Annotated in this window: 23 protein-coding genes and 3 other annotated features; of the genes, 17 read left to right on the top strand and 6 right to left on the bottom strand. The window is 35.6% G+C overall.

Annotation, left to right across the window (positions count from 1 at the left end; genetic code table 11):
* The first annotated feature begins 16 nt into the window (after positions 1–16).
* The 7 genes from ACEPXD_RS17915 (at position 17) to ACEPXD_RS17885 (ending at position 7,499) form a co-directional block, all read left to right on the top strand.
* Positions 17–220 carry a DNA-binding protein gene (locus tag ACEPXD_RS17915; protein ID WP_391118141.1) on the top strand — a complete coding sequence of 68 codons (204 nt, stop codon included), beginning with the start codon at positions 17–19 and terminating at the stop codon, positions 218–220.
* A gap of 125 nt (positions 221–345) precedes the next feature.
* Positions 346–600, top strand: a binding site (T-box leader).
* Positions 601–651: 51 nt separating this feature from the next.
* Positions 652–2,292 (top strand): methionine--tRNA ligase, encoded by a 1,641-nt coding sequence (gene metG, locus ACEPXD_RS17910; RefSeq protein ID WP_391118139.1) that lies wholly within the window; start codon positions 652–654, stop codon positions 2,290–2,292.
* A 116-nt stretch (positions 2,293–2,408) separates the two neighbouring features.
* Complete coding sequence (locus ACEPXD_RS17905) at positions 2,409–3,746, top strand: FAD-dependent oxidoreductase (protein WP_391118137.1); 1,338 nt, start codon at positions 2,409–2,411, stop codon at positions 3,744–3,746.
* 65 nt (positions 3,747–3,811) lie between these two features.
* Positions 3,812–4,039: a binding site (T-box leader), on the top strand.
* Positions 4,040–4,078: 39 nt separating this feature from the next.
* Positions 4,079–4,305, top strand: a binding site (T-box leader).
* Between the two features lie 56 nt (positions 4,306–4,361).
* On the top strand, positions 4,362–5,564 hold the full coding sequence (gene thrS / locus ACEPXD_RS17900) for a threonine--tRNA ligase (protein WP_391118135.1): 1,203 nt from the start codon (positions 4,362–4,364) through the stop codon (positions 5,562–5,564).
* Between the two features lie 78 nt (positions 5,565–5,642).
* Entirely contained in the window at positions 5,643–6,203 is a 561-nt protein-coding gene (locus ACEPXD_RS17895) for a GNAT family N-acetyltransferase (RefSeq protein WP_391118133.1), read from the top strand.
* A complete protein-coding gene (locus tag ACEPXD_RS17890; RefSeq protein WP_391118131.1) occupies positions 6,196–7,005 on the top strand; it encodes a nucleotidyltransferase domain-containing protein in 810 nt (269 codons plus the stop codon). The genes ACEPXD_RS17895 and ACEPXD_RS17890 overlap by 8 nt, the downstream gene beginning before the upstream one ends.
* Positions 6,996–7,499 carry a GNAT family N-acetyltransferase gene (locus ACEPXD_RS17885; RefSeq protein WP_391118129.1) on the top strand — a complete coding sequence of 168 codons (504 nt, stop codon included), beginning with the start codon at positions 6,996–6,998 and terminating at the stop codon, positions 7,497–7,499. The genes ACEPXD_RS17890 and ACEPXD_RS17885 overlap by 10 nt, the downstream gene beginning before the upstream one ends.
* 110 nt (positions 7,500–7,609) lie before the next feature.
* On the opposite strand, the gene ACEPXD_RS17880 is transcribed toward ACEPXD_RS17885, so the two are convergent.
* Entirely contained in the window at positions 7,610–8,083 is a 474-nt protein-coding gene (locus ACEPXD_RS17880; protein WP_391118127.1) for a VanZ family protein, read from the bottom strand.
* Positions 8,084–8,176: 93 nt separating this feature from the next.
* On the opposite strand from ACEPXD_RS17880, the gene ACEPXD_RS17875 reads away from it, so the two are divergent.
* Entirely contained in the window at positions 8,177–8,572 is a 396-nt protein-coding gene (locus tag ACEPXD_RS17875; protein ID WP_391118125.1) for a VOC family protein, read from the top strand.
* A 137-nt stretch (positions 8,573–8,709) separates the two neighbouring features.
* On the opposite strand, the gene ACEPXD_RS17870 is transcribed toward ACEPXD_RS17875, so the two are convergent.
* Both ACEPXD_RS17870 and ACEPXD_RS17865 read right to left on the bottom strand, forming a co-directional pair.
* Complete coding sequence (locus ACEPXD_RS17870) at positions 8,710–9,573, bottom strand: AraC family transcriptional regulator (protein ID WP_391118123.1); 864 nt, start codon at positions 9,571–9,573, stop codon at positions 8,710–8,712.
* A 134-nt stretch (positions 9,574–9,707) separates the two neighbouring features.
* Positions 9,708–10,094, bottom strand: a complete 387-nt coding sequence (locus ACEPXD_RS17865; RefSeq protein WP_391118121.1) for an NUDIX hydrolase — start codon at positions 10,092–10,094, stop codon at positions 9,708–9,710.
* A 185-nt stretch (positions 10,095–10,279) separates the two neighbouring features.
* Here ACEPXD_RS17865 and ACEPXD_RS17860 point away from each other — a divergent pair, with 185 nt between their 5' ends.
* From ACEPXD_RS17860 to ACEPXD_RS17820, 9 genes are all read left to right on the top strand, one after another.
* Positions 10,280–11,875: a DUF2339 domain-containing protein gene (locus ACEPXD_RS17860; protein ID WP_391118119.1), complete on the top strand. Its 1,596-nt coding sequence runs from the start codon at positions 10,280–10,282 to the stop codon at positions 11,873–11,875.
* Positions 11,876–11,941: 66 nt separating this feature from the next.
* Positions 11,942–12,373, top strand: coding sequence for a MarR family winged helix-turn-helix transcriptional regulator (locus ACEPXD_RS17855; RefSeq protein WP_391118117.1), 432 nt, complete (start codon positions 11,942–11,944; stop codon positions 12,371–12,373).
* A 15-nt stretch (positions 12,374–12,388) separates the two neighbouring features.
* Positions 12,389–12,850 carry an SRPBCC family protein gene (locus ACEPXD_RS17850; protein ID WP_391118115.1) on the top strand — a complete coding sequence of 154 codons (462 nt, stop codon included), beginning with the start codon at positions 12,389–12,391 and terminating at the stop codon, positions 12,848–12,850.
* Positions 12,851–12,903: 53 nt separating this feature from the next.
* A complete protein-coding gene (locus ACEPXD_RS17845) occupies positions 12,904–13,299 on the top strand; it encodes a GNAT family N-acetyltransferase (RefSeq protein ID WP_391118114.1) in 396 nt (131 codons plus the stop codon).
* A 137-nt stretch (positions 13,300–13,436) separates the two neighbouring features.
* A complete protein-coding gene (locus ACEPXD_RS17840) occupies positions 13,437–13,865 on the top strand; it encodes a DUF1801 domain-containing protein (RefSeq protein ID WP_391118112.1) in 429 nt (142 codons plus the stop codon).
* Positions 13,866–13,975: 110 nt separating this feature from the next.
* On the top strand, positions 13,976–14,695 hold the full coding sequence (locus ACEPXD_RS17835; RefSeq protein WP_391118110.1) for a YebC/PmpR family DNA-binding transcriptional regulator: 720 nt from the start codon (positions 13,976–13,978) through the stop codon (positions 14,693–14,695).
* Positions 14,696–14,977: 282 nt separating this feature from the next.
* Entirely contained in the window at positions 14,978–15,430 is a 453-nt protein-coding gene (locus tag ACEPXD_RS17830; protein WP_391118108.1) for a hypothetical protein, read from the top strand.
* A gap of 69 nt (positions 15,431–15,499) precedes the next feature.
* Positions 15,500–16,231: a hypothetical protein gene (locus ACEPXD_RS17825; RefSeq protein WP_391118106.1), complete on the top strand. Its 732-nt coding sequence runs from the start codon at positions 15,500–15,502 to the stop codon at positions 16,229–16,231.
* A gap of 11 nt (positions 16,232–16,242) precedes the next feature.
* Complete coding sequence (locus ACEPXD_RS17820; protein ID WP_391118104.1) at positions 16,243–16,662, top strand: hypothetical protein; 420 nt, start codon at positions 16,243–16,245, stop codon at positions 16,660–16,662.
* A 74-nt stretch (positions 16,663–16,736) separates the two neighbouring features.
* Here the strand turns inward: ACEPXD_RS17820 and ACEPXD_RS17815 are convergent.
* The 3 genes from ACEPXD_RS17815 to abc-f all read right to left on the bottom strand — a co-directional run bounded on the left by ACEPXD_RS17815 (position 16,737) and on the right by abc-f (position 20,483).
* Positions 16,737–18,064 (bottom strand): IS3 family transposase gene (locus tag ACEPXD_RS17815; RefSeq protein WP_391116643.1). Its coding sequence is split into 2 segments (ribosomal slippage): positions 16,737–17,686 and positions 17,686–18,064, totalling 1,329 coding nucleotides; the frame shifts between segments, so codons are not numbered across the junction.
* Between the two features lie 136 nt (positions 18,065–18,200).
* The gene (locus ACEPXD_RS17810) at positions 18,201–18,623 is read right to left on the bottom strand and encodes a DUF4395 domain-containing protein (RefSeq protein ID WP_391118102.1); all 423 of its coding nucleotides are present in this window, start codon (positions 18,621–18,623) and stop codon (positions 18,201–18,203) included.
* A gap of 204 nt (positions 18,624–18,827) precedes the next feature.
* Entirely contained in the window at positions 18,828–20,483 is a 1,656-nt protein-coding gene (gene abc-f, locus ACEPXD_RS17805) for a ribosomal protection-like ABC-F family protein (protein WP_391118100.1), read from the bottom strand.
* Between the last annotated feature and the right edge of the window lie 96 nt (positions 20,484–20,579).

The following is a 20,579-nucleotide window of genomic DNA, read 5'->3' as shown; positions in this document are numbered from 1 at the left end:
TTGAGGGGAGTGCGTAATGACGACTAAGAATGATTTTAAAGGAATACTTGCTAGTCCAGGGCAACGTGCACTTGCAGCAATAGGTATTGAGAACTTTGAACAATTATCGGAGTTTACAGAAGCAGAAGTTATGGAGCTTCATGGTATAGGAAAAAACGGAATGAACCGGCTTCATATCGCTCTTGCAGAAAAAGGGTTATCTTTTGCTTTAAAAAAATAATTAAACCGGATGAAGAGTGAGTTTCTTCATCCGGTTTTGTTTTTAGTGAAATTATTACTTTTAGGCAGAGATTAACCTGTTTACTTGTGCGTATATTTTTGGTATATTCTTATAAATCAAATATCTGAAATGCCATGAAGAGAAAAGTAAAATGATGTTGTTTTTTTAAAAGAGAGCTTCGTTTGCTGAAAAGAAGTAAAAAACACTTATTTGAAAATGGTCTCTGAGCTTCGTACTGAACGTATTCATACTAGTAAGCTACGACAAGAATCGGCACTTGTTATAATAGCCGGAGTATTAATTTTTGATACTCACTAAGGTAAGCAACGAGAGTTGTTTATAAATTTAGGTGGTACCGCGAGTTTAACCTCGTCCTTTTTTAGGACGGGGTTTTTTGTATTTAATTTTAAATTTAAAAAGGAGATGGCAAAATGAGTATTTTTATTGGAGGAGCTTGGCCATATGCCAATGGATCGTTGCATTTAGGGCATATTGCAGCTTTATTACCAGGGGATATATTGGCCCGCTATTATCGTTTAAAAGGAGAAAATGTGTTATACGTTTCTGGAAGTGATTGCAATGGAACACCTATATCCATTCGAGCAAACCAAGAAGGTACCACAACAAGAGAAATCGCAAATCGTTATCATAAGGAATTTCAAGAATGTTTTACAAAGCTAGGATTCACCTATGATTTATACACACGGACAGATGGAGTATTTCATCATCGGATTGTCCAAAATATATTTTTGACCTTGCTCGAAAACGGTCATATTTATAAAAAGGAAATTGATCAAACGTATTGTGAGCATGACAATCAATTTCTTCCGGATCGATTCGTGGAGGGTATTTGCCCGAATTGCTTACATCCTTCAAGAGGAGATCAATGTGATAATTGTTCAACTATTCTAGATCCATTAGATTTACTTGATCCAAAATGCAAAATATGTGGAAATGCACCAATAGTGAAAAAAACAGAGCATTTTTATTTCGCCTTAAGTCAATTTCAAAAGGAACTCGAATCGTATTATTATACAGCAAAAACGAAACATCACTGGAGAGAAAATGCACTGAATTTGTCTGAGAGATATCTTCATGAAGGACTCATTGACCGAGCAGCATCTAGAGATTTGCCTAATGGTGTCGGTATACCTGTGATAGGTTATGAGGATAAAAAGGTCTATGTTTGGATTGAAGCAGTTTCAGGTTATTATTCTGCAAGTAAGGAATGGGCATCTCTTCAGGGGACGAATGACGAAGCATTTTGGAGCGAAAATACGACTTCTTACTATGTGCATGGAAAAGACAATATTCCATTCCATACAATCATTTGGCCTGCGATATTATTAGGAATTAACAATCATTCCTTACCTACACATATTGTCTCTAATGAGTATTTAACATTGGAGAAAAAGAAACTTTCTACGAGTAAAAATTGGGCAGTTTGGGTGCCATACATTTTAGAAAAATATCAATCAGACTCTATCCGATACTTTTTAACGACGAATGCACCGGAAAACCGGGATGCGGATTTTTCTTGGAGGGAATTTATTTTAAGTCATAATTCAGAGTTACTCGGAGCATATGGGAATTTCATCAATCGTACGTTGAAATTTATTGAAAAGTCATATGGTGGGAATATTTCGAGCGGAGTGATAAATATTGAAATAAAAGAAAAGATGGAGAGCCTGTATGACATAGTTGGAGGGTTAATTGAATCAGGACACTTTAAACAAGCGATAGATCAGGTCTTCGATTTTATAAGATCTGCCAATAGATACTTTGATGCGGAGCAGCCATGGAAACAAATTAATGAAGACAAAGATTCATGTGATAATACTCTCTTTACTTGTGTTTTCATCATTGCAAACGTCTCCCAAATATTAGAACCATTTCTTCCATTCTCTAGTGCAGCAGTAAAGGAAATGTTGAATCTTGATAGATTTAGTTGGAAAGTAATCCAAAAGAAAAGCTACATTTTATCATTTGTTTCGCCATTATTTGAGCGGCTGGATACTAAATTGATTGAGGAGGAACTTACCTTTTTAGATAGTCAAATGAATAACAATTAAGAGAAGGTTATTTCAGTCGAATTATCACTAGTTGTATGCATAAAGAATCTTTAAGTTCGTTTTAGTAATTATGGGTATAGTAATAGGAAGGTAGAAACTTATAGGGAGGGAGATTTATGCAGTACGTAATTATTGGTGGTGATGCGGCAGGAATGAGTGCCGCAATGGAAATTGTTCGAAAGGATCCGACTGCTCAAATTACTACACTCGAAAAAGGACATATATATTCGTATGGACAATGTGGTTTACCTTATGTAGTTGGAAAGCATGTTCCATCTTTTGAGGATGTTATTGCAAGAAGCGTCGAAACATTTCGAAGTAAGTATGGAATTGACGCAAAGACGGGATATGAAGTAACCAATATTGATGTAGCAAAAAAAACAGTATCGGGAAACATCTTGCAAACAAAAGATACATTTGAAGTAAACTATGATCGACTACTTATAGCTACAGGAGCTAGTCCAATTATTCCTAAATGGGATGGAAGTAATTTAGCTGGAATTCATACGATTAAAACAATACCTAATACAGAAGAGATTATAGCTGATTTAGAAAATGCACATCAGGTGACGATTATCGGTGGAGGTTATATTGGTCTAGAAATGGCGGAGAACTTTGCAGGTCTAGGAAAGAAAGTGCGAATTATTCAGCGCGGAGATCAATTAGCGGGCATTTTTGATAAAGACATGGCAACTTTTATTCACAAAGAAGCTGCCGACCACCATGTAGAAGTAATCTTGAATGAAGAAGTAAAATCGTTTGCTGGTGGGAAAAGAGTAGAATCGGTCATAACGAACAAAGGAAGCTACCAAACCGATTTAGTGTTAATAGCAATAGGTGTAAAACCGACGACAGAATTTTTAAAGGATACAGGAATTAGTACACTACCTAATGGAGCAATCGTTGTTAATGCTCGGTTAGAAACAAATGTGGAAAACATCTATGCAGCAGGAGATTGTGCAACACATTTTCATCGAATCAAACAAAAAGATGATTACATCCCTCTAGGTACTACAGCTAACAAGCAAGGTCGTTTGGCTGGACTCAATATGATGGAAGATGTAAGAGAAGAATTCAAAGGGATTGTTGGTACATCCATTATGCAATTTTTTGATTTATCCCTTGGTAAAACTGGACTTTCTGAAAAAGAAGTGGAGCAGCTTGGCATTCCGTACGAAACACATATGCAGCAAGCAACCGATATTGCGAGTTATTTCCCTGGAAAGGAAACGATGCACATCAAATTACTCTATCGAAAAGAAAATCAATCACTACTAGGAGGCCAAATCATAGGTGGAAATGGAGTAGATAAACGAATTGATGTGTTAGCTACGGCACTTTACCATCAAATGACGATAAGTGATTTATTAGATTTAGATCTTGCCTATGCACCACCATACAACGGGGTTTGGGATCCTTTACAACAATTGGCAAAGCGAATAGGAAGAAAATAAGCAAACAAAGACCTTGACGATTTTCTTTTTGTTGCATATACTAATCAAAATCAGTTTCAGAAAATTAACAAGCAAAGAAAAGGACATGAATCATTTTCCTATTTTCTTATTAGAGAACAGGGCCATTGGCTGAAAGCCCTGAAGAAAAACGAATGATTTACCACCTTGGAGCTATTATGGGGAAAACAATGAATGCCATTATCCATAATCGGGAAACCGTTATCTTGTATGAGCGCAATACATTTTTTGTGTTGCAAAATTAGGGTGGAACCACGACCACACTCGTCCCTTTACCGGGGATGGGTGTGGTCTTTTTGTATTTATAATCAAATAATGAAGCGAAGAAAAGGATATGAGTCATTTTCATTTTTCTTATCAGAGAACAGGGTCATTGGCTGAGAGCCCTGAAGGAAACCGAATGATTTACCACCTTGGAGCTATTATGGGGAAAGCATTCATGTGATTATCCATAATCGGGAAAACCGTTATCTTGTATGAGAGCAATATATTCTTTGTGTTGCAAAATTAGGGTGGAACCACGACCACACTCGTCCCTTTACCGGGATGGGTGTGGTCTTTTTGTATTTAACAAAATAATAAATTGGAGGAATTACAATGTCAGTAAAAGTAGAGGAAAGATTAAGTCATCAGAAGTTAGGTCAGCAATTAGAATTATTTATGTCGATGGAGGAAGCACCAGGGATGCCATTTTATTTGCCGAAGGGTATGGTGTTACGAAATGAGCTTGAGAATCTATGGAGAATAAAGCATCAACGAGCAGGATATCAAGAAATTAAAACTCCGATCATGATGAAGCAAGAACTCTGGGAAAAGTCTGGACACTGGGATCATTATCATGAAAATATGTATTTTGCGGATGTAGATAATCAAAGATATGCGATTAAGCCAATGAGTTGCCCCGGTGCTGTATTGATTTTCAACAGCAAAAAAAGAAGCTATAGAGAACTGCCAATTCGATATGCAGAGCTTGGATTAGTTCACCGTCATGAACTATCAGGGTCATTAAATGGACTGTTACGGGTACGTGCATTTACTCAAGATGATGCACATATTTTTGTACGTGAGGAACAAATAGAAACTGAAATAGATAAAGTGCTGGATTTAGTGGATGAATTTTATTCAGAGTTTGGTTTTAGCTATAGAATAGAGCTTTCTACTCGTCCAGAAGATTTTATGGGTGCAGTAGAAGTTTGGGATCAAGCAGAGCTAGCGCTTGAATCAGTTTTAAAGAAAAAACAATTAGATTATCAAGTAAATGAAGGGGACGGGGCATTTTATGGTCCTAAAATAGATTTTCATATTTTAGATTCTCTTGGACGTAGTTGGCAATGTGGAACAGTGCAGCTTGATTTTCAAATGCCTGAAAAGTTCAATTGTCAATATATCGACGAGGACAATCAACTTCATCAACCAATTATGATTCACCGTGCAATTTATGGATCCATCGAACGTTTTATCGCTATTCTTTTGGAACATTTTCAAGGAAGCTTTCCACTTTGGCTGGCACCTGTTCAAGTGAAAATTTTACCTATAGCTGATGCACATGTTTCGTATGCGGTAGGAGTAAAACAACGACTTGAACAAGAGGGATATCGCGTTGAAATGGATGACCGAATAGAGAAAATTGGTTTGAAAATACGCGAAGCCGCACTGCAAAAGCATCCGTATATGCTGATAATTGGAGACCAGGAAATGGAGCATGGTATGGTCTCTGTGAGAAAGCATAAAGTAGGAAGTATTGGAGAAATGGATATGGATGAATTGATTGGATATTTAAATGCTGAACAAAGAATTTAAAGAATTGTAATAACGAATACCTCTCCTACAAAGGATTTTTCATTATTCTTCACGAATAAAACTGGTAGGAGGGATTTCATGATTACATTAAATAATTTTCCGCATATAGAGACAGAACGTTTTCTAATGCGTTCAATAGAAATAAGTGATGCAAATGCAGTATTTCATTATTTTTCAAAAGATGAAGTAACAAAGTACTATGATTTGGATACGTTTACGGATGTGGATGAAGCTATTCAATTAATTGAAAACTGGCAAAAACGCTTTGTGAACAACGCAGGCATTCGCTGGGGAATTGCAACTAAAGATGAAAATAAAATAATCGGAAGCTGTGGTTATCACAGTTGGGAAAAGGAACACTTCAAAGCTGAAGTAGGGTTTGAAGTAACACCGGAGTATTGGCAACAAGGGGTTATGGCAGAGGTTCTACCACATGTAATACAATACGGCTTTGAAGAAATGGGGCTCTTTCGAATCGAAGCTCTATATGATCCTGAAAACACAGCTTCTAAAAAGATGCTTGAAAAAGCAGGTTTTATCTATGAAGGAACTTTGCGGAAATCTTCCTTTGAAAAAGGACGTTTTTGTGACGCTGTAATCTGCTCTATTTTGAAAGAGGAGTACAAAAAATATGAATGAACGTCTACCAAAGAGTGTTCAGACTTTTACACAACTATTTGTAGAAGTGCTCAATAAACATTTACCTGAAAATATAATGGAAGGTGTTTATATTTATGGATCGATTGCTTTAGGAGCTTTTAATGAACAGAAAAGTGATATCGACTTTATTGTTTTATTGAAGCGAGAACTCAGTGATCAAGTAGTGGTGGCTATTAAAGCAATCCATTCACAAATGAACAAGTATGAGTTTGGAAATCGTATGGACGGGGTTTATGTGCAAGCAAGTTTAGTAGGCAAAACAAATGAAGAGCAACCGATGTATCCATATTGCTCGGATGGAAAAGTAAGTGTGGGGCATTGGGATGTGAATCATATTACATGGTGGGTTCTAAAGCAACATGGAATTACGCTGCAAGGTACGCCAATCGGAGAACTAAATATTCCTACTAATTGGGATGATATCTTGAAAACGTTGGAATATAATGTGAACAAATACTGGTTCAACAAGACTAAAAAAAGGTATCTATTTTTGTTCGATAGTATGATAGAATTCACAACTTGTACGATTAGTAGAATCATATGCTCGCTTGATCAACAAGATATTTTCTCAAAAGATGAGGCAGTTAAGTTATGTTTAGGATCAGTGCCAGAAAGATGGCATCTACTTTTAAATGAAGGTGCACGAATTCGATCAAATGCAAATAAGAAATCATTATATAAAAGCAAAATAAAAAGAGCAAAAGATTGTAGAGATTTTATATTGTATACACATCAATTATATAAAGAAGACTTTTTAAAGAGGAGTAAACTATGGAAATAAAATTATTAACGCCGGCCGACGCAAGTGCTTATTGGGATTTAAGATTAGAAGCATTACAGCTAAGTCCGGAAGCATTTGCCTCAAGTTACGAGGAAGCAATACAAAGAAAGAATCCAATTGAACGTGTGGAAAATAATCTACGAACTGAAGGAAACTATACATTTGGGGCATTCGATCAGCATAAGCTTGTTGGGATGGTTACTTTAGTTCAAGAAAGCTCTTTAAAACTGAAACACCGGGCTAATATTTTTGCAATGTACGTAAGTCCAGTGACGCGTGGGCAAGGTGTTGGCAAAGCCTTGGTCACGGAAGCGATAAATAAAGCTAAAACCATAGAGGGAATTGAAAAACTTAATTTGTCTGTTGTATCAAGCAATGAAGCAGCAAAGAATCTTTACACTCAGCTAGGATTTAAAGTTTTTGGAGTAGAAGAAAAAGCACTAAAGGTGGAGGGTACATACTACGATGAGGATCATATGGTACTAATCTTATAATCCAAAAGGTAAGCAGAAAAGTTAAGGTTAAGCCTATCATTCACTTGAAGCTTGTTCTAACTCTTTCACGTTTGGACTTGTCTTTCTATAGAAGAAAACTCGCTAAAGGATTACTCCTTTGCGAATCTCCTTTGTTTTATTATTTTAATAAATTTCCATAATAGAAGTGCACTAATGGCACCAACTGTATCGAGCATAACGTCCTGAGCAGTAGCTGTACGTCCGCTTGTTAATGACTGGTGAAATTCATCGAAAGTGGCAAAGAACATTGTCAGAATTGCTGCAGTAAGGATCCGATATTTGAATTTCGGTAAAGCAGCATAAACGGCGAGAGCAATCATTCCAAAATACAAAAAATGCGTACCTTTTCGAATTAAAAATTCGATAAAGGAATAGTAACCACGTTCCTCTATAGAAACTAGAATGCCCCAATATGGAATGTGTAGAACGGAAAGATAGGATTCTAGTGGTTTATTAGGCAACCACTTTTCTAATAAAGGGATAAGTGGTTGTTGTTCAGATGTTTGTCCAGATGCAATGAACACGATGATAAGTAAAATGACTAGAGGAATTATTTTTTTCATATCAAAACAGTAACATAAAAACAGGGAATTTTCATTTCTCCATAGAAATAAAATTATGTTAAAATTAAATAAAAAGTGAGGGATTCTAATACTATGACTAAAATCACACCATTTCTAATGTTCGAAGGACAAGCAGAAGCAGCGATCAACTTTTACACATCAGTTTTCAAGGATTCAGAAATAATTCGTCTTGCTCGCTTCGGTGCAGGTGGACCTGGAAAAGAAGGAGAAGTATCACAAGCCGCATTCTCTATTAATGGGCAAGAGTTTTTGTGTACAGATAGTTTTGTTCAACATGCGTTCACATTCACACCTTCTTTATCTTTATTTGTTGAGTGTGATTCGGAAGAAGAAATTGATGAAGCTTATGCCAAGCTATTAGAGGGTGGGCAGTCATTAATGCCAATTGACAAGTATCCATTTAGTAAGAAATTTGGTTGGGTGCAAGATAAGTTTGGGGTATCATGGCAGTTGAATCTAGCTAATTAATGGAGAATCGGATGATCAGCGTTGAAAATCGGATGATGAAACAGAAATATCGGATGATAAACGAACTGGAATAGACTTTGCTGTAAAAAAGTATCACCCAAGGAGTAGTTTTTACTACTCAGGGTGATACTTTTTTATTATTTTACCGGAATCCAAATTTCTGAATAATAATCTGGACTTGACGCATTCCCATCGGAATACACTTCTAACTCGGGCGTACCTGCATGCTCGTAAGGGTTAGATGGAAACCATTCTGAAAATATTTGTTTCCAAGTGTTTTGCATAGCAGTCGGCATTGGGCCATGCACTTCAAAAACAACCCATTTCGATGCTGGAATTTCCGTCCCTGAAAAGTTTTCCGGTACATCACCTTCATGTGCAGTTGCAATCCAATAATCAATCAAGCTGTTCTCTTGATAAGCCTTGTCTGCAACACAAACTCCTAGCACACCCTCTACTGTCCCATTGTTTAATTGGAACAGTAAGTTATCTGTACCATCTGCATTTACTTCATCCCAGAATACTGGGATTCCTTGAAAGTTTTCTCCGTTTTTACAATTGTACGTTCTTTTTACTCCAACTACTTGAAAACTTTCTTTCTCTACAATTTTGTACTTCATCGGTTCGGCTCCTCTCAAGCTCACCTGGATTACCAGGCGGTTGTATGATTTTAATTTACCTAGTTTCTTTCGTGCTTCACTAGGCGTGATGCTATGTTGTTTGCGAAAGGCTTTTGTAAAAGCTTCGGGAGTATCGTAGCCATATTTATAGGAGAGATCGATTATTTTGTTATCTGTATTCATTAATTCCTGTGCGGCTAATGTTAGTCGTCTTTGTCGAATATAATCTGCTACGGATATATTCGTTAAAATCGCAAACGTTCGTTGAAAATGGAATACCGAAGAATTTGCTTCTTTCGCGATTTGTTCCATTTTCAATTCATCTAGTAAATGGTCTTCCATATAGTTAATTGCTTTTTGAATCGACTCCACCCATCCCATGGCCTTCACTCCTTGCATGTATCATAAGATATTCTAAACGATGAATCCTGTCATTTTGTGCTAACTTTGGACTGTTAAACTAACTTCAAACCAAGACTGAAAATCTAAACTTAAAAACAACAAGTGAATTTTGATTAAGAGAGAATTATATCCACGATTTCTCGAGGGCGAACCTCAAATGAAGGAAGGTCATCGAGGTCCATCCATACTGGTTCGTAAGTTCCGCGTTCAATAGAAGTGTGTGTGTATTCTTCTCCTGTTCCTTCGCCAAAATTACCACCTACAATATCCGCTAAGAAAAAGTGCTGTGTTCCATTTTGTTTTAGTACTTTAAGTAGGCGTTGAATTCGTATGTTAACACCTAGTTCTTCGTACGTTTCTCGAATAGCTGCTTGTTCTGGAGTTTCGCCTCTTTCTATGCCTCCACCTGGAAATACATAATAGGTCATATGTGGTTTTGTTCTTTTGATAAGCGCTACACGTCCATTTTCAATAATGACAGTGGCTCCTCGGTTTCTCATGTATAACTCTCCTCGTATCTTCTTAATTAGTAAAAGTATAACAATAATTGATCGTAAAGAGTGATTAAAATGAGTGTACGGATATTTTTTACCCTCGATTAAAAAAGAACGAAGATGATAAATAAAGGATATTTTCATCATTTGTCTAATAGTATGAGTAGAAGCTATTCAGAAGGAGGGTTTAAATGGGAGAGAATGAAGTTCTAGAAAAAAGAGTAGCGCACTTGGAAGAGCGTGTTCGTTTTTTAGAAGAACAATTATATATGAAGCAATCTATGGTTCCACCTCTAAATCCTACTGTTCATGCAAAACAACAAGAAAAAACAACAATTGAATGGGATGCTCTTATATTTCAGAAAATCCTGCCACCTTTATTTATAATTGTTTTTATTGTAGGTATCCTTTGGGCATTCAAGGCAGCCTCTGATTACGGTATTTTAAATGCTCAAGTAAAGGTTATACTTGGATATGTCGTTGGTTTTATATTAATCGGATTAGGTATATGGCAATTAAAACAAATGCGAATAATTTTAGGACAAATGCTTTTAGGTGGGGCAATTCCTATTTTCATGTTAACCACTTTTGCCATGCATCAACTTTATGCGATGACTGGTCCTGAAATATCTCTTGTTTTAAATGTAATTTGGATTTCATTAGGTTTATTTCTAACATATAAATACAAATCACAAGGAATAGGAATTGTTTCTACTGTTGGAGGAGTGATTGTCCCATTTTTGATTAAAAGCACTTCGCCAAACATTCCGTTGTTTTCATTTTATGAATCCCTCCTTTTTATACTTTTCTTGTGGATAGCACTCCGATATAGTTATAAATTTTTATATTATATCTCTGCTATTTTCTTACAAATAGCTATAGTAGTATTTTTTATTTTTACTAATATACCTGAAGCATTTAAATGGATTGCTGTACTTCCGATTTTGCTACAGCATGGAGCCTTATTGATTGGCTTCATGAAGACAAAACGAATGTTAAAGGATCAGGCTTATACACTTTTTTCAGTTATGCTTTTCACTGCAATGTGGGTTCGGATTGTTTTCACAGAAAATGAAGCATCCTTTTTATTAGTGGTCATTGCACTTGTGTATGGAGTTTTACTGTATATGTATAAGAATGACTTGATTCGTACGCCCATTTTTATTGCGAATGTTTCAATTGCTTTGTTAATACTTATGCAGTTACTAATAGATGATTTATTCTTTGAAGGAATAATCGGTTTGAGTGTTATTTATTTACTGGTATATAAAAATTTCAAGCATATTTTACATGCGATTCTTTGTGGTATTACTTATTTCATCGCATTTTACTATGCATTATACAGTCCCATTACTACATGGGTTTCATGGGAAATGTTGCATTGGATAGTTTTTATAGTTATAACTGGCTATGGAATTTATTTGCTTGCAGATATTAGCAAACAGAAAAAGTATATTGTTTTGAATATTGGTATTCCATATTTCGGCATTTTATTATTATACTTTTTACAGATGATTGCTAGTATTATTGCAGTAGATTCCGGAAGTAATATGGAGCGTGTATTTACTAGTTCTTTATGGATTGCTGTAGCTATTTTATATATGTTATTAAGTCGCCGGTATTCGTTGCAACAAGGAAAGTATGTCGGAGTTGGTATATTGTTTTTTACTTTAGCCAAAATTATTTTGTTAGACATACCATTTGTTTCAGTACCTGTTAAAGCATTGCTATTTATCGTTCTTGGAACGGTTGGATTACTCGTGTCCCGTGCTTATTATAAAAAATAAAAGCCAATTCTTTAAAAAGTAAGCTAAAATAACTGTAATGACGTTTATATTTTGGAGGAGTTTGCATTGGAAGAAGATATTTTTAAAGTGATACGAAAGTTCGAAACCTTATCGAATGAAACAATAGTTAGATTTACGAAATCGTTTAACAAAAGTATCGGATTGTCCCCAATACTCGTTTTATCGGAGCTCAATAAAAATGGACTACAGAAATCCACGGTGTTGGCATCAAGTTTAGGATACACGCCGGGAGCTATCACGAACATTTCTACAAAACTGGTAAAAGAAAAATATGTAGAAAGAATATACAATGAAGAGGATCGCCGTAATGTTTTGCTTAAAATTACCCCAAAAGGAGAAGAGTTACTACAAGAGGCGATAGTAAAAGGAGAAGAGCTTCACATTGAATTATTTAGTGCATTAAGTGAGGAAGAACTTAAACAGCTACTAACCTTATATGAAAAGATACTTCAAAATTTGGGTGACAAGGAAAAGTAAGAGGTAGGTGTTCATATGCCTGTTATAAAACATACTACATATATGGAGGCTCCCATTAATAAGTGTTTTGATTTTGCTAGAGATGTGGAGATTCATACGAAAACTACTAGGAACACGAATGAAAAAACGGTCGCTGGGGTAACTAAGGGTCTTTTGAATTGTGGGGAAAGTATCACGTGGGAAGCAACTCACTTTTGTGTTAAGCAGAGATTGACAGCTAAGATTATAGAAATGAATGGGCCTTATAAGTTTGTGGACGTTATGGTGAGAGGTGCTTTTCATTCATTTACGCATACGCATGAATTTGAAGAACTTGGAACTGGAACTTTGATGAAGGATACATTTGAGTATAAATCTCCTTTTGGTTTAGTTGGAAAAATAGCGGATAAATTGTTTTTAGAAAAATACATGAAAAACTTTATTGTTACTAGAGCAAATGAGTTAAAAAAGATTGCAGAGATGGGTGAAAGATGTTGAATCGGGATAGCCACTTGGAGTTCCTATATTTCCTGACAACGCCGAATCTCGAAATGCTTGCTGGAATCATGGAAGTCCATGAACATGTATTTGAAGGTGCAAAACTAATGGAAGAAGAGTTAGTAGAGAAAGAAAATGTACTGATCTTTGTAGTATTGGATGGGAATAGAGTTGTAGGTTTTAAAATTGGGTACGAATTTGCAAAGGACACTTTTTATAGCTGGCTCGGAGGAGTACATTCTGATTATCGTGGAAAAGGAATTGCTTCAGAACTTATGCGACGACAGCATAAGCTTATTAAGTCACTTGGCTACACGAAGGTTCGTACAATTTCTAGAAATAAAAGACGTGAAATGCTTCTATTAAATATTAAGCATGGGTTTGATGTAATAAAAACATTTACGAGTGAAAAAGGTACACATAAGATTGTTATGGAGAAAGAATTATAGCTGAAAGAAGGGGCATTCATAAAAATGGAATGCTCCTTTTTGTCATCAACCATCACAGATAAATAGAGGAATTACAGGACACTTCTAGAAGATTATAAGAGGCTATTACAAAACAAAATTCTTAAGGAGGTCAATGTATGGCTAAATATGAGCAAAAGACGAAAGAAACATATCATGATGTTGTAGAGTTTATCGAAAAAGTGGACAGTCCGAAGAAACGAGAAGATGCTTACAAACTTTTAGAGATTTTTGAAGAAACATCAGGTTATGAAGCGAAAATGTGGGGTCCAAGTATTATTGGTTTCGGGACGTATCATTATAAATATGCGACTGGACACGAAGGGGATGCACCACTTGTTGGTTTCTCTCCAAGAAAAGCAAAGATTAGTCTTTATTTTGCAACAGGTGATACTGCTCGTGAAGAAAGCTTAAAGCGATTTGGGAAGTATACTACAGGGAAATCATGTGTATATATTAATAAAGTAGATGATATCAAAGTAGATGTTTTGAAAGAGATGATTACACAATCTATTACTTTTTTACAAAATTTATATCCAGATAATTGATAATATATGGAAGTTAATGTATTTAGCTTTGCTAGTTAATATGAAATTAATGTATAATAACACAGTAGAAATTTAAAGTAGAATCTTTAATCGAAAGAGAGTGGGACTTTATGGGTCGTAAGTGGAATAATATTAAAGAAAAGAAAGCTTCCAAAGACGCAAATACTAGCCGTATATACGCGAAATTTGGACGTGAAATATATGTAGCTGCAAGACAAGGTGAACCAGATCCTACTTCAAACCAAGCATTGAAAGTAGTATTGGAACGTGCAAAAACATACAGTGTGCCTAAGCATATTATTGATAAAGCAATTGAAAAAGCAAAAGGCGGATCGGAAGAAAGTTATGACGAGCTTCGTTATGAAGGTTTCGGTCCAAGTGGTTCTATGGTAATCGTGGATGCGTTAACAAATAACGTAAACCGTACTGCATCGGATGTGCGTGCTGCTTTTGGTAAAAATGGCGGTAATATGGGTGTCAGTGGTTCAGTTGCTTATATGTTCGATGCGACTGCTGTTATTGGCCTTGAAGGAAAAACAGCGGACGATGTATTAGAAATATTGATGGAAGCGGACGTAGATGCTCGTGACATTTTGGAAGAAGAAGATTCCGTCATCGTTTACGCTGATCCAGATCAATTCCATGCAGTACAAGAGGCATTACGTTCGGCTGGCGTAACAGATTTTACAGTAGCTGAGCTGACAATGCTTGCTCAAAATGACATCGCATTAGATACGGATGCTCAAGCGCAATTTGAGAAAATGATTGACGCAATTGAAGATTTAGAAGACGTTCAACAAGTCTATCACAACGTAGATTTAGGAGAATAATAGAGAAAAAAGGTTGTCTGATCAGTAGATATTCTACTGAGAGACAGCCTTTTTTTATGCGTCTTTGATTTAGTTGGAAAAGGAGTATCTTAGAAAATCTGCAAGGTATCTCAGAAAATCCCTGGATTCAGAAAATCTCAGGAGTTAGTAGAAAAAATTAGAGGTTTTATGGGAGAAAAATGTATGTTATTTGTAATCATCATAACATTTCAACTAATATAAGTAAAAAGTGGAACTGGAACCAATATAGAACGTCCAATACCATAAAAGGGTGGGTATGGAATGAAAGATAAGTCCTTAATTTCTTATGCAATCATTTTTACGTTGTGTGCTTCGATTTTTTTTCCAGCTAAAACACTAGCAGATTGGGCGTATGCATTTGCCGTTTGGGATGGATATGTATATGTCATAACGGATGAAATTGTAAATGAGGTAGAAAAAGAAATCGGACATGTGACCAGGTATTCGGGTAGGGAGGGGACTTATTCTGGTAACTTTTCCAATGTCTATCCGAAAGGAACTAGGTATTATTCAATAGTTGGATTGAATACAGATGAGGCTATTGCAATAAAGGATGAAAAGGGAAAATATATTAAAGCAACAAGGGATGGAGAATACGCTAGGAATATATACGACATTCTGCAAACAAGTTCTGCTACTATTATTTTGTGGACACTAATAACTTTGTTAATTGCTATTTTGGGTATTTATTTTATTAGCAAAAGGAGAAGTTAATTTGATAAAAGAGCATCCTAAACATATTATTGCAGTTTCTGCAATCAATTTATTTGGTAGGTTGGAGTGATGGGATCGTTATTAAACACAGCACTTATCACCGTTACGCATGATCCAATGGGGAAGAATATTAAACTTTTTAAAGAATTACAAAGAAATTTTGAAAAAATATATGCAGAGCTATTTATTACAATTAGTGACGAATCATCTGATGAACTAATAAATGAAGTCCGAAAAAGTAAATTTAAATATAAAATTATCCCTAAAAATGGAGCAGCATATGCAAGAAGGGAAGCATTAAAATTTGGAACTTCCAGGAATAGTGAGCATTTCCATTATTGCGACTTAGATAGGCTATTAACATGGGGGAAAAATTATATAACTGAGTTAGAAGAAGTAGTTGAAGATATACCAAATCATGATTATTTAATCATTGGTCGGACAGAAAGAGCGATGAATACTCACCCTATTGAATGGATAGAGACGGAAAAAATTACGAATAGAATTTTTTCGTTAGAATTAGGAAAAGCAGCAGATGTAACTGCAGGTTCTTGCGCATTTTCAAAAGTGTGTGCTGACTTCATTAATCAATATTCTAAAGAAGAGATGACAGATGCGGAGTGGGCAATGATTGCATATAGAATTGCCAAACGACAAGTGGATTATTGTGCTGTTGAGGGATTAGAATATCTAGAAGAAATAAACGGTGTGGATCGCAATATTAGTGAGTCGGATAAGTGGTTTAGCAGATTAAAGCTTAGCTTTATTATAAGTGAAACCGCTATGAAAGTGGGGATATGAAGGCTTTGATCATGAAAAATAAAATTCTGCCTTTTTTCATCATTTTCATTTTGCAATTAACTGGATGTAGTGAAAATGAGAATATGAATAAGGACATACTAACTCGAGTGGATGTTTATAAAGTAAATGCAGACGAAAAGTATGATGAAGAAGTGATTATCTCGGATAAGTCAACGGTTGATATCTTAAACCAAGTGTTTGAACAAATAGTATGGGAACAAAATGTAAAAGCAGAAATGGTGAGAAGAGAAGACATAAAAGCAGTTTTGTTTATGGAAGTTGAAGAAAATATGCCAGAACGATTAGTAAAATACGATATATGGTTTGAACGCAATGGTACGGCGACTATTATAAATCGTGATGAGAATTCACTTGGAAAGCTAGATGAAAAGAATGCTAACATATTAAAAAGTAAGTTCAATTTTGAGTAGATAAATAGCAAACAGCCTCATCATTTGAACTGAGCCCTAATTAATGGACAGATTAATAAAAACGACTTTGCAGTCTAGGCGGCGATTAGATGACTTCGGTATTGAGCCGGAGTCATCTTTTTTAAATTCCATTGTTTGCGTGTTGTATTGTAATGCTCCATGTACTCATCTACCATTTGCTTTAATTCAAATAAGTTGTGCGCTTCCTGATAATCCACTTCATCTTTAAAATGCCCAAAGAAAGATTCCATTGGGGCGTTATCTAAGCAGTTTCCTCTCCGTGACATAGATTGAAGTAAACCCATTTTCTTTACACGTTTTTGATACTCCGGGTGCGTGTAATGGACACCTTGATCGGAATGAATCATGACTTCTGGATGAAGGTTTCCTTCTAATGCTTCTTCTAATTTTTCTAATGTCCGATAAACAATTCTCATTTTTAAGCTTGTCGATAGTTCATAGGCGACGATTTCACGTGTTGCAACATCTTTTACGCAAGATAAGTACGCCGTTTGACTATTACGGTATTGTAAATAAGTGATATCTGTTAAAAATACTTTGCCCGGTTCATCTTGATCAAATGCTCGATTTAAGTGATTAGGGACCATACGGTGCGCTTGCGTCGCTTTCGCAATATGTTTATATGGATTCGCACGACGTACTTTCGCAAAGAAATTAAACTTCCTCATTAGGCGAAGAATCTTTTTGTGATTCATTGGTGTCACTAATAATTCTTCTGATGCCATGTAAAGTCCTCGATAACCAATTTTCCCTTTAAAAGCATCGTAAATGCATTTTAATAATACATAGTCTTGATAGTCTTGTTCTTCACGAATCGAATGCTTCTCTGAATTTTGAAGCCAGGCGTAGTAGCCACTTCGACTCACATCAGTTAATTCACAAAGATAACGTGTCATGTTCTTTAGTTGATATTTTCGAATGACTTCGTTGATCACTGCGTATTTTTCATGGGGTGCCAGAACTGTTTCTTCGCCTGCCTCTCGAGTTCCTCTAGCTTTTTTAGTAATTCTAATTCAGCTTCTAAATACTTAATACGTGCTTCTGCCTTTTCTAATTTTTTCTCAGCTGATACATCCTTTGTAGAAGGGCGACCTGTGCTACCTTTTCCGCGACGTTCTTCTAAAAAGCCTTGTTCACCGTAGGTGTTATACGTATTTCTCCATCGGCTTAATGACCATTTGGCTTTTTTGACTCCAATAGTTTCTAAATCAAATCCATTTTCGATAAAGATTTGAGAAGGTCCTTTACCAGCCAAATTTTCTTGAACGGCACGAATTTTAAATTCAGATTTATATTGAATGGCGCGATCTGATACGGATACGATATTTGGGTTTGATTCTAGTTGTCTTCTTTGATGTTCATTGAAAAGTATTTTACTCATTAAAAAATCTCCCGTTCCAAGTTGTTATTTTCTAGTATAACGGGTTTTTAAACAGAAAAACCCCGAATAGGGTCACTTTTTTTAAAGTGTCCACTATTCGGGGTTCAGTTCAATTTTTCTGAGGAGGCTGCTTGCTTTAGTGTGCTGCTGATTTTGTTCTTCTATATTTCCATTGTTTGTATTGGAAGCGCACAAAACATCCGATGCAAAACCCAAGAATTGCAATAAGTGCAGCTAGACCAACCATAATTGTAGCGATATTAAATAATATGGACCAATTTAATAAAAAACTAATACTTGCAACGAGTAAGAAGCCAACCGCTAGCCATTGATTAAATCTTAGCTGAGTGTATTCTTCTTGGATGTATTGATTAGCAGGTTTAGATAGAAATCGTTTTACTATAATTAGAATAGGATGAACCCCAGTTAATAAGCTTGAAAGATTTGCAATTAGTGGAATGAATAAAATCCACGCCGACTGTGTGCTTAGTGCAATGATTACAGACAATATAATCGTCCATTGATTTGCCGTGACTAGAGGTTTAGGAATTGTTTTCACCTTAAAACCTACTTTTCTTATTGGATTTATTATATTATATGCTTGAATGACGATATTGTAAATGCATGAATAACCTGCTCCTCATACTTCCTAGGGAATTGAAAAAAAGAATAGAATGTTACAAGTTTGTTACTGGTGCCTGGCACCAGCAATATAACTGTAACAAAAGAAGCTATCCTAAAATTTCTAGGATGGCTTCTGTCGTTATTTTTTCTTTAATTCGTTAATTTGTTTAGTAAGTGATATAAATTTTTGGTCTAATTCAGTGTATTTAGGATCATTTTTCTTCATGTAACTGAGTAACCCTAATACAGCTTGTTGTTCGGTTTCTAATTTCAATAGATCTTTTTCTAGAGAAGATTCATCGTTTTTATGCATCCACTCTTTATAGCTCATTTCTACTTTTCGAATCGTGTTGTTTTCAAAGACAAGCAGTTTATTAGTTAGTTTTTCTAAGAAGTAACGGTCGTGCGTTACTAACAAAATAGTTCCAGGATAAGTGGAGAGGGTTTTCTCCAATTGCTCTCTAGAAGAAAGGTCCAAATGATTTGTTGGTTCATCTAAAAGTAGCACATCTTTTTTATCTAATATAAACTCCATTAGTTTTAACTTTACTCGTTCTCCCATACTCATTGTATAAATAGGACGAGACCAGTGATCCTTTGAGAAGCCTAGATTCATCATAAGTGTCTGGATTTGCCCTCGTGTTTCAAAATCAGATGGTACAAAAAATTCAAAAGGGGTTTTCTCCTCTGGCAAATCGAATACTGTCTGACGTATATAGCCAATATTCATAGCTTCCGATTTCCAAAGTTCTCCTTGTACACTTTCTTCTCCTAATAACATGCGGAAAAATGTCGACTTACCACTTCCGTTAGAACCGATGATGCCAATCCGTTCTTGAGATTGTATAGTAAAGGTAGCGTTTTGAAATAAAAGTTTGTCCTCGAAGCTCTTGGAAATACTTTTGGCTTCTAAAACACGTTTCCCCTTTTTCTTATTTCCTTCAATTGAAAAAATCACTTCTTTTTCCTCTTCAGGCTTCTCTATAGTATTTTTAGAAAGTTCCAATTCTAACCGTTTCTTTTTGGAACGAATTTGAACATCCATTTTCTTAGCCTTGACACGATAATATTCTTTATTAAATTCATGTTTAGTTGAATCTGCATGTGCTTTGGATGACCAGTTTTTAAGATCGGATATTTGTTTTTCTACTTGTTGGATCTTTGATTGTTGTCCAACATAGAGTCTTTGTTGGGTTAATCTGTTTTCTTCCTTCCTTTGTCTGTAAGAAGTGTAATTGCCAGCATAGCCCGTTAACTTTTTGTTTTCTACTTCCCAAATCCATTCAGCTATCTCGTCTAAAAAATATCGGTCATGAGATACTAAAATAATTGTTCCTTGGTAGGAGTGTATTTGCTTTTTTAGGAAAGATAAACTTTCTTGATCTAAATGGTTAGTAGGTTCATCTAATAAAAGGAGTTGAGCCTTTTCCGCAAATACACGAGACAATCTTCTCTTCATTTTCTCTCCACCACTAAGTTGCATATAATCACGCTCGTGAGGAACAGACCATTTACTAAAGTATTTCCTTTCATCGTATACATAACCAGTTTTATGAAATTGATCATCCTCTTGTTTAAAGTAACTAATAGTCGGTTGAGTACCAAACCATTCAATTTGTCCCATCGTGGGAGCAGCCTCATTTGCAAGTATAGAAAGGAGGGAAGACTTACCCTCACCATTTCCTCCCACAATACCAATAACTGCCCCAGTACCAATATCGGCTTTTATATTTTCTAAAATAACTTTGTCACCAAAAGTTATACATATATCTACTAACTTTCCGTGTAGTGTCATAATATCCTCTCCCTTTGGAGGAATAAAAAAATCCCTCCGATTTTATACGAAAGGATTAATTACTGACCATTAAATGAATACGCAAAAAGCCACTAC

Source organism: Psychrobacillus sp. L3, from assembly GCF_042945595.1.
Lineage (GTDB): Bacteria > Bacillota > Bacilli > Bacillales_A > Planococcaceae > Psychrobacillus.
This window is presented reverse-complemented; position numbering and strand designations above follow the sequence as displayed.